A 14,020-nucleotide genomic window follows, 5' to 3' on the forward strand; every position below is an offset into this window, starting at 1 on the left:
GGGACATGAAGAAACTTCTGGATCCGCGCAACTGGGCGAGCCTCAAGCCGTTCGGGCTCGGCGAGCGCAAGCCCAACAACTACCTGGAGCTGCTGAAGGCCTTCAGGTCGGTCAAGGGCAACCGGCGCTACGCGTTGCGCATCCTGAACCAGGGCACCTGCGATGGCTGTGCCCTGGGCACGCGTGGCATGCGTGACTGGACGATGAACGAGATCCACCTTTGCAACATCCGGCTGCGGCTGCTCCAACTGAACACCATGCCGGCGCTCGACACCTCCGTGCTGGCCGACGTCTCGGCCCTGTCCGGCAAGCGCAGCGCCGAACTGCGCGACCTGGGGCGTTTGCCCTATCCCATGCTGCGGCGCGCCGGAGAGCCCGGTTTCACCCGAGTGAGCTGGGACGACGCCCTGCGGATCGCGGCCGACGGGCTGCGCGGCAAGCGCTTCGGCACCTATCTGACCAGCCGTGGCGTGCCCAACGAGAACTACTTCGCGGCGCAGAAGTCGGTGCGCGCGATGGGCTCGGCCGCCATCGACAACGCCGCCCGGATCTGCCACTCGCCCTCGACGGTGGCGCTCAAGGAGACCGTCGGCGTCGCGGCCACCACCTGCTCCTACACCGACTGGATCGGCAGCGACCTGATCGTGTTCATCGGGTCGAACCCATCGAACAACCAGCCGGTGGCGATGAAGTACCTGTATCACGCGAAAAAGGAGGGCACCCGGATCGCGATGGTCAACACCTACCGCGAGCCCGGGATGGAACGTTACTGGGTGCCCTCCAACGTCGAGTCCGCCGTGTTCGGCACGAAGATCACCGACCACTTCTACGGCGTGAACATCGGCGGCGACGCCGCCTTCCTGAACGGCGTGCTGAAGCACCTGATCGAGAACGACTGGCAGGACAAGGCGTTCATCGACGCGCACACCACCGGCTTCGCCGAGACGGCCGACGCGGTGAAGGCCATGTCGTGGAAGGACCTGGAGGCCCGCTCCGGCGCCACCAAGGAGCGGATGCTCGACCTGGCCAGGCGGCTCGGCGAGGCGCGCTCGGCCGTACTGGTCTGGTCGATGGGCATCACCCAGCACACCAACGGCGAGGACAACGTCCGGGCGATCGTCAACCTGGGGCTGGCGCGTGGGTTCGTCGGGCGCGAGAAGTGCGGGCTGATGCCGATCCGCGGGCACAGCGGCGTGCAGGGCGGGGCCGAGATGGGCGCGTACGCCACGGGCCTGCCCGGCGGTCTGCCGGTCACCCCGGAGAACGCCGCCCGGTTCACCGAGCTGTGGGGGTTCGAGGTGCCCGACGCCCCCGGGCTCACCGCCACCGACATGATCGACGCGGCGTACGCCCGCGAGCTCGACGCGCTGATCTCCTCCGGCGGCAACTTCCTTGAGGTGCTGCCGGACCCGGAGCACTGCCGGGAAGCGCTGTCCAGGCTCCCGCTGCGCGTCCACATCGACATCGTGCTGTCGTCGCAGATGCTCGTGCCCGGCGCGGGCGACGTGCTGCTGCTGCCCGCCCAGACCCGTTACGAGATGGTCGGCGGGGTCACCGAGACCTCCACCGAGCGGCGGATCATCTACTCCCCGGAGGTCGAGGGGCCGAGGATCGCCGAGGCGTGGCCGGAGTGGAAGATCTTCACCGAGCTGGCCGGGCGGGTGCGTCCGGAGATCGCCTCGAAGGTCTCCTACACCGGCACCGCGCAGATCCGCGCCGACATCGAGCGGGCCGTGCCGTTCTACCAGGGCATCGCGGGCCTGTCGAAGTTCGGCGACAGCGTGCAGTACGGCGGGCGCCACCTGTGCGCGGACGGCCGCTTCCCCACCCCCGACGAGCGGGCCCGTTTCTCCACCGTGCCGGTGCCCACGGCCGAGCGTCCCGACGGCGCGTTCATGGTGGCCACCCGGCGCGGCAAGCAGTTCAACAGCATGGTCCACGAGCGCCGCGACGGCTTCAACGGCGCCACCCGCGAGGCCGTGCTGATGAGCGCCTACGACGCCGACCGGCTCGGGCTGCCCGACGGCACGCCGATCGAGCTGCGCGGGCACGACGACCGGACCTTCCACGGCGTGGTGCTGCGCGCCCCGCTCACGCCGGGGAACCTGCAGGTCCACTGGCCGGAGGGCAACGTGCTGCTGGACGAGGCCCGCCGCTCCCCCGATGCCCGCATCCCCGACTACAACGCGCTCGTCACCGTGTCCAGGCGACCGCGGTGACCGTGCGCAAGGGACCGACCACCCGGACCCGCGTTCGCGAGGTCACCCCTGAGCGGGTCCGGGAGCGCCGCGACGACCTGGCCACCGAGGAGCCGCTGGAGATCCGCGTGCAGGCGGGCGGTGAGCGGCGCACCCTGGCGATCACCATGCGGACCCCGGGGGCGGACTTCGAGCTGGCCGCCGGGTTCCTGCACGGCGAGGGCGTGGCGGGTCCGGGCGGGATCGCGGCGATCGGGTACTGCACGGACGAGGACGTGCCGCCCGAGGCGCGGTACAACACGGTCACGGTGCGGCTGGAGGCGGCGACCCTGCCTGACCTGCCATCCCTTGACCGGCATTTCATGACATCAAGCGCCTGCGGAGTGTGCGGAACCGCCTCCATCGATGCCCTTCGCGCCCGCCGTCCGGCCGTCCCCCCGGGGGCCGACGGGCTGAAGATCGCGCCGGCCGTCCTGTACGAGCTGCCGGACCGGCTGCGCGCCGCGCAGAGCGTGTTCGGCAAGACCGGCGGCCTGCACGCCTCCGGGCTGTTCACCCCGGACGGCGCGCAGGTGGCCGTCCGCGAGGACGTCGGACGGCACAACGCGCTGGACAAACTGGTCGGCTGGGCGCTGCTCGACGGCCTGCTGCCGCTGCGCGACCACGTGCTGCTGGTCAGCGGGCGCACCAGCTACGAGATCGTGCAGAAGGCGGTGGTCGCCGGGATCCCGGTGGTGTGCGGGGTGTCCGCGCCGTCCTCCCTGGCCGTGGAACTGGCCAGGGAGTTCGGCCTGACGCTCGCCGGCTTCCTGCGCGGCGAGCGGGTCAACCTCTACACCTGCCCGGAGCGCATCATGTGATCAGCCCGTGTTCTGCAATCCCGCCGCCACACCGTTGACCGACAACAACAACAGCGTGGACAACCGCTCGCGCTCCTCCTCGCCGAGCTCGTCGCCGCCCGAGCGCAGCGCGGCGAGCGCGCGGAGCTGGAGGTGCGAGAGCGCGTCCACGTAGGGGTCGCGGAGCTGGACGGCCCGCGAGAGCACCCGGCGGTTCTCCAGCAGCCGGGTGTGCCCGGTCACCATGAGCACCAGCCGCCGGGTCAGGTCGTACTCGCCGAGCACCTGGTCGGTGTAGTCGTCGCGCCCACCCAGCGCCAGGTAGCGCTCGGCGATGGCCCGGTCGGTCTTGGCCAGCGACATCTCCACGTTGTCCAGCAGGGAGGCGAACAGCGGCCACTCGCGGTAGGCGGCGCGCAGCTCGTCGATGCCCTGCTCCGACACCACCGCGTCGAGGCCGCTGCCCAGGCCGTACCAGCCGGGGAGGTTCACCCGGGTCTGCGCCCAGGCGAACACCCACGGGATGGCCCGCAGGTCGTCGAGCGAGCGCGGCGCGCCGAGGCCGCGCCTGGCCGGGCGCGAGCCCAGCCGCAACGAGCCGATCTCCTCAAGCGGGCTGACCAGCCCGAACCACTCGGGGAACCCGGGCGACTCGGTCAGCCCCCGGTAGGCGTGCTCGGAGGCCGACGCGACCCGCTCGGCCAGGCCGCGGAACCGATCGGCCGCGGCGGCGGTGCGCTGCCCGGCGGCCTCGGTGGAGGCCAGCAGCACGGCGTGGGTGACCTGCTCGGTGTGCCTGCGGGCGATGGCGCCGTGGCCGTATCGCGCGAAGATGACCTCGCCCTGCTCGGTGACCTTGAACCGGCCGTTGACGGAGCCGGGGGCCTGGGCCAGCACGGCCCGGTTGGCCGGGCCGCCGCCGCGCCCGAGCGCGCCGCCCCGGCCGTGGAACAGCGTGAGCCGCACGTCGTGGTCGCGCGCCCAGGCCGCCAGCGCCTCCTGCGCCTGGTACAGCCGCAGCGTGGCCGCGGCGGGCCCCAGCTCCTTGGCCGAGTCGGAGTAGCCGAGCATGACCTCCAGCCGCCGGTCGTTGGCGGCCAGCCTGGCCTGGACGGCGGGCAGCTCCAGCATGCCGGTCAGCACGGCGGGAGCGTTGGCGAGGTCTTCGCCCGACTCGAACAGCGGCACCACGTCGAGCGCCGGGGCGCGCTCGCCGAGCGCGTGCTCGGCCAGCTCGTAGACGGCGGCGATGTCGCGCGCGCTGCGGGTGAACGACACGACATAGCGGGAGCAGGCGGTCACGCCGAAGCGCTCCTGGATCCAGGCGATCACCCGGATAGTGGCCAGCACGTCTTCGGTGCGCTCGCCGACCGCGCCCTTCACGATCTCCTCAAGGGCGGCGGCGTGCACCTGGGAGTGCTGGCGGACCTCCAGCTCGGCCAGGTGGAAGCCGAACGTCTCCACCTGCCAGATGAGGTGCTGCAGCTCGCCGTAAGCCTGGCGCTCCGCGCCGCTCTCGACCAGCGACTCCTGGCAGAGCCGCAGGTCGGCCAGCAGGTCGGCCGGGGAGCGGTAGGCGAGGTCGAGGTCGCGCCTGCGGGTAGCGGCGATCCGGGCGGCCAGGAACAGCAGCCACTGCCGGTGCGGCTCGCGCGGCGAACGGGTGGCCATCTCGGAGACGACCTCGGGGTGGGCGTCCTCGGCGTCGGCGACGGCGGCGCGCAGCCGCGCCGAAGGCGGGGTGTCCTCGGCGGACAGGGTCAGGCCCCGGCCGATCCGGTTGGTGGCGTTCTCCAGGGCGATCAGCACGTGCTCGGCCTGGATCAGCATCGCCTGCCGGGTCACGGCGGAGGTCACGTTGGGGTTGCCGTCACGGTCGCCGCCGATCCAGCTTCCGTAGCGGATGTAGGGGCGGGCCAGCGGCGGACGGGTGCCGGTGCCCTCGCCGAGCGCCCGGTCGAGCGACCGGTAGACCTGCGGGACCACCCGGAACAGCGTCTCGTCGAAGGCCGCCATGGCGGTGCGGACCTCGTCGAGCGGGTCGAGACGGGTGTGGCGGAGCTGGGCCGTCCGCCACAGCAGGTCGATCTCCTCAAGGAGCCGCCTGCGGGCCTCGGCCCGCTCCTCCGCCCCCCTTCCGGGCGCGTTGTACTCGGCGAGCTGCCCGCTGATCCGCTGGATCGCGGTGGCGACGGCACGGCGCCGCGCCTCCGTCGGATGCGCGGTCAGCACCGGCCGCAGCTCCAGCCCGGCCACCAGCTCGGCGGCACGCTCCGCCCCGACCTCCTGGACGGCGGCGGCCATCGACTCCGGCAGCGGCGCCTCACCGGTGTCCCGGTCGCGCAGCGTGCGAATGCGGTAGTGCTCCTCGGCCAGGTTGGCCAGATGGAAGTAACAGGTGAACGCGCGTGCGATCTGCACCGCGCGATCGACAGGCCATTCCGCGACCATCGCGGAGACCTGATCTATCGGCATCTGCCGCCTCCGGGCGGCGATGACCCCTTTACGCAGACGTTCGACGTCGGCGAGCAGCTCAGGACCGCCATGCTCGGCGATCACCTTCCCCAACAGCTCACCGAGCACACGCACGTCGGCCCGGAGCTCGTCCGGCATCTCGCTGACTGCGTTGTGGCGTTCGGCTGATGCGATCGCGGCCATGTCTCGAAGAGTATCGAGTCCCCCCAGACCACCGGAGACCGGTCTCACCAATTGGACTAGACCACTGCACCTGCACACCCAGACCAAGAGCTGGACCATCCCCCGCAGGCTCTGGCGCGGCCCCAGCAAGACCGGTCACCTGTGCGAGGCCATCGCGGCACTCCAGAACCACGAACTCCCTGAGAACCAAGAGTTCTACTACGTTAGGCCCTCTTAGGTGCCGTGCGTAATGAGGTGAGCGGTTTCGTTTCGCTGAGTTTTGTGCCAGCTGTACTTAACTTTGTGGCCGCGAGGCACTACCGCACCGGCCTGCGTCCGCCCGTTCTTCCAGCCGCTCTTCCAGCCACGGTTGCTTTGAACATAGGTCCAGCTGTGGCTGCCGCACCCTCCCTGCACCTTCCGGGTGTGGGCGCCGGAGTGGCTGCTGTAGAAAAGCCAGGTGCAGCCGCTTCGGCGCTTGTAGGAGATCTTCCTATGGGCCGCCTTGTTGCTGTCCACCGACGAAACAGTTGAGTAGGCGGGCTGTACCTGATCATGCGCCTGCGCGGGTGGGGCGGCAGGTAAACTCGCCCCCCAGACGAGCGCTGCGATCCCCAGGATCGAAGACTTGGCGATTCGCATTTCCCGGATCCTCTCTGTAGGAATTTGCGTCAGATCTCGTACAGCAGGCCGCAGATTGGGAGCCATGCGGCCATAAACGTCACCTCGCCATCGGGCATGGCCCATCTGGCCAACTCATCACCCCAGCCCCTCAGGCCATCGTTCATATGACAAGAGATCCGTCGCTTCCCGCATAATTCTCCAACACAAAAAAGTGGATGTCGTCAGCAATGAGTGCACTGTCCTACGCACTCAGTGAACCTTTTTCATCCTCCAGCGAGCTCATGGCTCTGGAGTACCGCCGCGGCGACATTCGACACCTTCGGCCGGGGCGGCGTGGACGAGTCGATCTGGGGCGAGGCGCGCAACCCCACCACGGGCGCGTGGGACGCGGTGCGCCGCCTGGTCCTCACCCAGAACTGGATCTACCAGCGCACCGACTTCAGCCCGCCGTACGACCTGGTGCTGTGGCTCGACACGGTGCACGAGGTCGGCATCGCCGGAACGCAGCAGATCACCCTGCCGCCGCGCGACCTCGACCCGGTGATGCTGGCCGTGAAGATGGACTATGACACCAGCCGAACCCCTGCGGCGGCGGTAAGGGCCGCGACGGCTCCGACTACCTGCCCGACAAGACCGGTGACTGCTACCAGGTCGACTACGGCAGCGATCCCGGCGAAGGCTACGAGAGCTGGTCGCGGTACTACAAGCAGCTCGCGGTCAAGGTGGTCGAGCGGGACATGGTGGCCGGGTCGCCCGACATGGTCTACGACTACGAGTTCATCGGCTCGCCGTGGTGGACCAACCGGGTGCAGTTCGCCCAGCCTGACCAGGCGCCGACCGGCTCCGACTGGCGCGGCTACGGGCAGGTGCGCGGTTGACGACCCATGGGCGGTCAGGTGGGGCGGGAGACGGCGGCGATGATTTCGGGGAGGCGGGAGTGGCCGATGGTGCCTGCCAGGCGGCGGCCGGTCCAGGCGATGAGGAGGCCGTAGGGGAGGGCGGCGAGGCTCACCCAGGGGAGGCCGAGGAGGACGGGGAGGGCGATGAGCAGGGAGAGGACGCTCGTCACGATCATGGTCAGGAGGGATCCGGCCAGGGCGACGCCGCCTTGGCCCGGGGCGGCGCCGGTGAAGGCGTTGAGGCGGTCCGGGGTGGTGTACGGGAGGAGGACGGAGACCACCGCGCCGACGCCGAGGGCGATGGCGAACAGGCCCCAGGCGGTGAGGACGGCGGGCAGCGCCCACAGCACGTTTCCGGCGAGTACCGAGGCCACGACCGAAACGATGGCGATGAGCGGGGCGGCGAGGGTGGCGACGGCCAGGTGCCGTCCGGCGAAGTCGGTGCGCAGGGCGCGCGGCGAGCCGTAGACGACGGCGTTCATCCACAGCGCGCGGCCGTCCAGGGAGAAGGCGTTGGCCGACTGCATGCCCATCACCAGCGCGCCCAGGCAGGCCGGGCCCACGACGGCGGCGAGGGTGCCCTGCGCCCCCGTGTCGCGGGTGAGTGAGAAGGAGATCACGACGCTGACCATGATCGCGGCGAGCCAGGAGATGCGGCCCCGGGGATCGCGGCGAGCGTACTTCAGGTCCTTGGCCACCACGGCGGCGATCGGGCCGTCGGGCAGCAGCCGGGCCACGCCGCCGCGCGAGCGGCGGACGCCGCTGCCGCCGCCCTGGGTGGAGGAGTCCGGGGTGACCAGCGCGCGGCGCAGCGCGGCCATCCACAGCCAGGTGATCAGCGCCACGATCACGGCGAGCGCGGCGATCTCGGCCAGCGCCACCGCCCCGCCGTCCGCGACGGCGTGCGCGGCCATGCCGGACGGCGTCCAGCGCAGCAGCGACGCCGCGTTCTCCAGCAGCAGCCGGGGGTCGCCGGACATGCCCTGGTTGAGCAGCAGGTTGGGAAGCTGGACGGCGAGCACCACCAGGATCGCCGACACCGCCAGGATGTCCCGCCCCCGCCTGCTGCGCAGCGCGCCGGACAGGCCCGTGGTGATCGCCCGCGAGGTGACCACGCACAGCGCGAACTGGAGCAGGACGGCCAGCACGCCGAGCACCGCTCCGACCGGCGAGGTCGCCAGCCCCGCCACCGCCCCCGCGCACACGATGAGGGTGGCCAGCGGCCACGGCCCCGTCGCCGACGCGGCGAACAGGCCGGCGGCGAGCGGGCCGGTGCGGACGGGGAAGAGGGCGAGCTTGGCCGGGTCGAGCGTGTCGTCCACGCCGAAGAGCAGAAGCGGCACCACGGCCCAGCTCAGGAAGATCATGGTGTAGGCGATGACGCCGACGTTCGCCGCGACGTCGTGCGGCGCCAGGCGGAGCAGCGCCATCAGCGCGAACCCGCCGAGGGCCAGCACCAGGGCGACGGCCAGCGTGAAGGCGAAGCCGAGCTGACGGCTCAGGTCGCCGCGCAGGTTGCCGCCGACCAGCCGCAGCTTCAACCGCACGAACAACCGAGCGGTGGCCCCCGCCCCCAGGGTGGTGATTGTGCCTGCGGTCATGAAGAGGTCGCTCCGAGCCAGGCCAGGCCGTCGCCTTCACCGCTGTGGGGGGCTCCGACGAGGTCGAGGAAGGCCTGGTTGAGGCCGCGTTCGCCGCGGACCTCGGTCAGGGGGCCCTGGGCGACGATGCGGCCGCGGTTCATCACCGAGACCCAGTCGCAGAGGCGTTCCACCAGGTCCATGACGTGGCTGGAGAAGACGACCGTGGAGCCCGAGGCGGTGTAGCGGCGCAGGACCTCGACCAGGGTGTTGGCGCTGACCGGGTCGACGCCCTCGAAGGGCTCGTCGAGGAAGAGCACGGCCGGGTTGTGGAGCAGGGCGGCGGCCAGGCCGATCTTCTTGCGCATGCCGGTCGAGTAGTCGACCACCAGCTTGTCGGCGGACTCGGTCAGGTCCATGACCCGCAGCAGTTCGTCCGCCCGGAGTTCCACCTCCTCCCGGGCGATGCCCCGGATCTGCCCGTTGTAGGAGAGCAGTTCGCGGCCGGACAGCCGCTCGAACAGCCGGAGTCCCTCGGGCAGGACACCGATCCTGGCCTTGGTCACGATGGGGTCGCGCCACACATCGGTGCCGTCGATCTCGATCAGCCCGCCGTCGGGCCGGAGCAGGCCCGTGATCATGCTCAGCGTCGTGGTCTTGCCGGCTCCGTTCGGGCCGACGAGCCCGGCGAAACTCCCCTTGGGGACGACGAGATCGACCCCGCCCACCGCGATTTGCTGCCCGAATTGTTTAAAGAGCCCCTGAGTGCGTACGGCATCCGCCATATGTCCCACTCTGCCAGATCAGCCGCGTCGGCGGTCCGCTGGTCACATCGATGGCCAGGCGCGGGTCTACCAAGGGAAGCCGACGTCAGGAAGGACTGTGGACACCGTGGACGACCGCGAATGGCTGACCGACCGGTTCGAGGAGCACCGCGACCGGCTGCGCGAGGAATCGTTCCAGGACCACTCCCCCGATCCACCGGACTTCGAGGGCGCTGACCGGAGCGTGAGGCGCTGCTCGCCGACTCGGTCGGTCCGGCGTTGCTGGTGGTGCTGGATCGCCGATCCGGAGCGGTTGCGGACGCTGGACATCGCCGTCCTCGGCCACTGAGCCGCCCAGAGTGGGGCGTGCGGATCCACGAATTCGCTTGACCGGCGTGACCGGTCGATTACGATGTGTAGCGCATGGTCCTTTCGGAGCCATGCCACGAGAAGCCGGGCCCGCCGATCCGTACGGCGGCCCGGCTTTCCCGATCGCGTCCCGGTGCGAGGCTGTCTCCCGCGATACCTCCTCCCCCCGGCTCGCAGCGATCGGAACCCCCGAATGGAACCGCACACCCTCCGGAGATTCGCCAGATGGGCCACGCTCAACGCCGACGGCCTGATCGCCCTCGTGCTGGCCCTCGTGGTGGGCGTGTTCGGCGTGTTCGCCGACCAGATGCCCGACGGGATCGCCGAATCGGCCACGCTGCTGGTCATCTCGCTGATGGCGGTGACGTTCCTCCGCGACCGGGCCCACCTGTCCTGGCGGCTCGACCGCATCGAGGAGCTCGCCACGAACTCCTCCCCCGCGTCGCGCCGCCGGCCCGTCACGACCGAGGACGAACACCTCGACGAGCGCTTCACCACGCTGGCCAACCGGCTTGAGGAGACCTTCCAGGAACTGGAGGAGCTGGAGAACGCGATGCGGGCCCGCGCCGCCATGGCCCGCAGGCTCGCCGCCGAGGCCGAGTCCAACCGCCGCGAGGCCGAGACGAGCCGCGAGGTGGCCGAACGCCGTCAGGAGGAGGCCAGCGCGTTCGATCTCCTCCTGCAGAGCAAGGTGGACGCGGTCGCGGCCCGCGTGGACGAGCGCAGCAAGGGCACCCAGCGCCGGTACATGCTCTACGGCGTGGCCCTCGGAGCCGGAGCCGCCATCCTCCTCGACGCCACCGAATCTCTCTGGAGCTTCTGGAACTGACGCGAAGGCCCCACGCCATGGGACAGTTTGGTGCCATGGATCACCAGTTCATCAGCCATCTCGCCCATCGGGACCATCCCATCGCCGCGCCGGTCTCCGGCGCGATGGTGACCCGGTTGCTGCGCCGGGCCCGGTTGCCCGAGGGGGCGCGGATTCTGGATCTCGGCTGCGGCGAGGGGGCCTGGACGCTGCGCGCGCTCGCGCTCTACGAGGACGCGACCGCCGACGGCGTCGACATCTCCGCCGAGGCGCTCAAGGCGGCCGAGTGGAACGCGGAGATGCAGGGCCTTTGGGAGCGCATCCGGCTGCACCAGCGGCCGGCCGCCGACTTTCCGGTGGCCGAGCGGTACGACCTGGTGCTCTGCGTCGGAGCGACGCACGCGTTCGGCGGTCTCGGTCCCACCGTCGAACACGTGCGGCGCTACCTGCGGCCGAACGGGCTGGCGCTGATCGGTGAGGGGTTCTGGGAACGGGAGCCGACGTCGGAGGCGCTCACCCGGCTGGACACGGAGTCGTCGAAGTACCTCGACCTGCCGGGTACCGTCGCCGCCGCCGAGTCCGCCGGTTTCGACACGGTCTATGCGTACACCAGCGACCGAGCCGAATGGGACGACTACGAGTGGTCCTGGACGGGGACACTACTGCGCTGGGCCAACGAGAACCCCGGCCCGGACTCCGACGCGGCCCGCACGGCCGCCCTGGAACACCGGGCCAGGTGGCTGCACGGCTACCGGGGAATCCTGGGCTTCGTCACCCTCCTGCTCCAGCGGACCGGCTGAGCGCGGCGCGGCGGCCCCGACCGCCGCGCGGAGCTCACCGTGTGTCCGGGCGGGGCAGCAGGCAGCCGGGGCGGTTCAGGTCGAGCCTGTTCCCCGCGCCGAGGCAGGTGGTGAGCCAGTACGTCTGGGTGCCGTAGGCGGTGCCCTTGCGGACGGCGATGGCGCCGTCGCGGTTCATCTCACACGGGTCGTCCATCGTGCAGCGGCCACCCGTGCGGTTGCTGGTGTTGTTGACGCCGATGACCTGGCCGGTCGTGGCGTCGATGACCGGGGAGCCCGAGGTGCCGGGGCCGGTGTCGCATCGCTTCGTGTAACGCAGGACGTCCCTGGTCACATAGCCCGTCTCCAACACCCGGTAGACGAGGGCGTCGAGCTCGCAGGAGAAGACCTTCTTCATGCTGCCGGAGGCCACCCGGATGTCCGTGCCCGGTGTCGGGCGGGCCGCCGACACCGTGAGCGGCCGGACGCGGTGGTTCCGCTCCAGTTGCCGGTAGGTCACGCCCAGCCGGTACAGCGCGATGTCGGTGCCGGTCATGGTCACGTAGACCGCTCTGGCCGCGTGCAGGGCGGCCACCGGCTTGCCCGCGCCGTCGAGCAGGTTCAGCACGCGGTGGGACGGCTGGTCCACAAGGACCTCGTCCGGGACCGTCCACGCGCCCTCGTAGCAGTGTCCGTTGGTCAGGACGAGCGCCGGGTCGTCGGGCGCGGTGGCCGGCATCCGTACGAGTGATCCCGAGCAACCGTCCACGTCGACGGTGCCCGCCAGGTCCACGGTCGCCGCCCCCGCCGGGGGTGCCAGGAGGGTCAGGCCGAGGAGGGCGGCACCCAGTGCCGCGCCGATTCGCCGAAACGCACGCATCTCATGTCCGTTCATCGGAGGGACCGCGGTCAGCGCACACCGGGGCAGGTGCCCCCGGTGGTACGGCCGGTGCGGAAGAAGTCGACCACCTTGGTGGCGCAGGGCAGCCCGCGCAGGGAGCCGTGCTGGTTGTCCTGGACCGTCAGCAGGGTTCCGCCCGCGGCCTTCCAGGTGTCCACGGCCCACGCGTACGGCGTGACGTTCTCGTCGACGTGGCCGGACACCTGGAGCGGGCTGGTCCCCTTGACCGGCTTCCACGGGCGCGCGGGCCACGGCCACGAGCCGCACCAGCCGCTCGCCTCGATGTAGCCGCCGGTGGCGGGGAAGGTGCTTCTACGGGCCTCGGCGTTGGCCCACACCTGCTCGAAGTCGCGACCGCCGACCCCGTCGTTGCAGAAGATCGCCTGGTACTGGAGGCCGTTCAGGCCCAACGGCGTGTCATCGAAGCCGAACGTCCCCGAAGGCTGCGGCGCCGGACGCGCCGACAGCGGGACGCCGCCCTCGCGGACGGTGGCGAGATCCTTGGCGTAGGAGATCCAGTCGCTCGGCCAGCCGCCGAGCAGCGACCTGACCCATTCGCCGTCGAGCACCGTGTTCTCGTCCACCTCGCGCGGCTTTCGTGTGAGCCGGTCGCGCAGGGCGAAGAGCGTCGTGCGGACCTCGGCGTCGGTGGTCCCGAAGTGGTATTCGGCGTCGTGCCGGGCCAGCCACGAGGTGAACCGGCCGAAGTTCTTCTCGGCGAGCGCGTCCCTCGCGCCGTCCATCGCGGCGAGGTCCATGGTGGGGGGCATCGTCGAATCCACCCACATCCGGTCCACCCGGGCGTCGAACATCGACCGGTAGTTCACGCCCACCGCGGTGCCGTAGGACACCCCGTAGAAGTTGATCTTCGATTCGCCGAGGGCCGCCCGGATCGCGTCGACGTCACGCGCGATGTTCGCGGTGGTCAGCTGCTGGACGAAGGCGGGGTCCTTCGCGGCGCACCGTTTGTTGTACGCGGCTTCGTGGTCGAAGAGGTCCTTCGCCTGTTCCTTGCGGGAGACGGGGGACGGAGGCTTCTCGCCGTCGTCCTTCGCCTCCTCCCTGGCGCACATGATCTTGTCGCTGTAGCCCACGCCCCGAGGGTCGAGCCCGATCAGGTCATGGTCGACGGCCAGCGTGGCGAGGCCGCTCGCGGCGTACGACGCGGGGGCACTGATGTTGGACAGGCCGGGACCGCCGGGACTGATCACCAGCACGCCACGTCGCCTGCCCGGGTCGGTGGCCTTCAGCCTGCTGACGGCGATCTTGATTTTGCGCCCTTGGGGCTTCGCGTAGTCCATCGGAACCGTGAGGAGGGCGCATTCCGACCTGGTGTCGTCCGGTTCCGGCCAGTCCTTGGCCGTCGTGACGCACTGACGCCACGACAGGGGGTCTTCGCCCGCGTGGGCCCCAGCCGCCTGGGCCTCGGCAGCGTGGGCCCCGGCAGCGCCGGCGACGCCGACGCTCGCCAGGCCGATCACGCACGCGACCGCCGTCCGCGCCAGGCGAGCGCCTGGCAGATCACGAATCCTGGGCATCGTCGCATCTTTCGGTGGTCCTGCCCGCGCGCCTCATGGCACGTGGGGCACGCCGTCAGGCGCACACTGGCCACCTTGGACAGC

The 14,020-nt window shown here is 70.7% G+C and carries 12 protein-coding genes; 6 read left to right on the plus strand and 6 right to left on the minus strand.

Annotated elements, in window-relative coordinates:
- The first annotated feature begins 5 nt into the window (after positions 1–5).
- The gene (locus P3X83_RS01185; protein WP_277303335.1) at positions 6–2,219 is read left to right on the plus strand and encodes an FdhF/YdeP family oxidoreductase; all 2,214 of its coding nucleotides are present in this window, start codon (positions 6–8) and stop codon (positions 2,217–2,219) included.
- Positions 2,216–3,058 carry a formate dehydrogenase accessory sulfurtransferase FdhD gene (gene fdhD, locus P3X83_RS01190; RefSeq protein ID WP_277303336.1) on the plus strand — a complete coding sequence of 281 codons (843 nt, stop codon included), beginning with the start codon at positions 2,216–2,218 and terminating at the stop codon, positions 3,056–3,058. The genes P3X83_RS01185 and fdhD overlap by 4 nt, the downstream gene beginning before the upstream one ends.
- Here fdhD and P3X83_RS01195 read toward each other — a convergent pair whose 3' ends face one another.
- Both P3X83_RS01195 and P3X83_RS01200 read right to left on the minus strand, forming a co-directional pair.
- On the minus strand, positions 3,059–5,695 hold the full coding sequence (locus tag P3X83_RS01195) for a phosphoenolpyruvate carboxylase (RefSeq protein WP_277303337.1): 2,637 nt from the start codon (positions 5,693–5,695) through the stop codon (positions 3,059–3,061). It abuts the gene before it with no gap.
- Positions 5,696–5,908: 213 nt separating this feature from the next.
- Positions 5,909–6,316 (minus strand): hypothetical protein, encoded by a 408-nt coding sequence (locus P3X83_RS01200; RefSeq protein ID WP_277303338.1) that lies wholly within the window; start codon positions 6,314–6,316, stop codon positions 5,909–5,911.
- Between the two features lie 704 nt (positions 6,317–7,020).
- Between P3X83_RS01200 and P3X83_RS01205 the strand changes: the two genes are divergently transcribed.
- Positions 7,021–7,176, plus strand: a complete 156-nt coding sequence (locus P3X83_RS01205; protein ID WP_277303339.1) for a hypothetical protein — start codon at positions 7,021–7,023, stop codon at positions 7,174–7,176.
- A 14-nt stretch (positions 7,177–7,190) separates the two neighbouring features.
- Here the strand turns inward: P3X83_RS01205 and P3X83_RS01210 are convergent, their stop codons facing one another.
- Together P3X83_RS01210 and P3X83_RS01215 are read right to left on the minus strand one after the other, a co-directional pair.
- Positions 7,191–8,798 (minus strand): hypothetical protein, encoded by a 1,608-nt coding sequence (locus P3X83_RS01210; RefSeq protein WP_277303340.1) that lies wholly within the window; start codon positions 8,796–8,798, stop codon positions 7,191–7,193.
- Positions 8,795–9,562, minus strand: coding sequence for an ABC transporter ATP-binding protein (locus P3X83_RS01215; RefSeq protein WP_277303341.1), 768 nt, complete (start codon positions 9,560–9,562; stop codon positions 8,795–8,797). The genes P3X83_RS01210 and P3X83_RS01215 overlap by 4 nt, the downstream gene beginning before the upstream one ends.
- A 97-nt stretch (positions 9,563–9,659) precedes the next feature.
- Here P3X83_RS01215 and P3X83_RS01220 point away from each other — a divergent pair, with 97 nt between their 5' ends.
- From P3X83_RS01220 to P3X83_RS01230, 3 genes are all read left to right on the plus strand, one after another.
- On the plus strand, positions 9,660–9,890 hold the full coding sequence (locus P3X83_RS01220; RefSeq protein WP_277303342.1) for a hypothetical protein: 231 nt from the start codon (positions 9,660–9,662) through the stop codon (positions 9,888–9,890).
- 213 nt (positions 9,891–10,103) lie between these two features.
- Positions 10,104–10,739 carry a hypothetical protein gene (locus P3X83_RS01225; RefSeq protein ID WP_277303343.1) on the plus strand — a complete coding sequence of 212 codons (636 nt, stop codon included), beginning with the start codon at positions 10,104–10,106 and terminating at the stop codon, positions 10,737–10,739.
- 35 nt (positions 10,740–10,774) lie between these two features.
- Positions 10,775–11,518 (plus strand): class I SAM-dependent methyltransferase, encoded by a 744-nt coding sequence (locus tag P3X83_RS01230; RefSeq protein WP_277303344.1) that lies wholly within the window; start codon positions 10,775–10,777, stop codon positions 11,516–11,518.
- 34 nt (positions 11,519–11,552) lie between these two features.
- Here the strand turns inward: P3X83_RS01230 and P3X83_RS01235 are convergent, their stop codons facing one another.
- Entirely contained in the window at positions 11,553–12,377 is an 825-nt protein-coding gene (locus tag P3X83_RS01235) for a serine protease (RefSeq protein ID WP_277303345.1), read from the minus strand.
- A gap of 29 nt (positions 12,378–12,406) precedes the next feature.
- Positions 12,407–13,936, minus strand: coding sequence for an alpha/beta fold hydrolase (locus P3X83_RS01240; RefSeq protein WP_277303346.1), 1,530 nt, complete (start codon positions 13,934–13,936; stop codon positions 12,407–12,409).
- Between the last annotated feature and the right edge of the window lie 84 nt (positions 13,937–14,020).

The sequence above is a fragment of the Spongiactinospora sp. TRM90649 genome, assembly GCF_029382225.1.
Classification (GTDB): Bacteria; Actinomycetota; Actinomycetes; order Streptosporangiales; family Streptosporangiaceae; genus Spongiactinospora.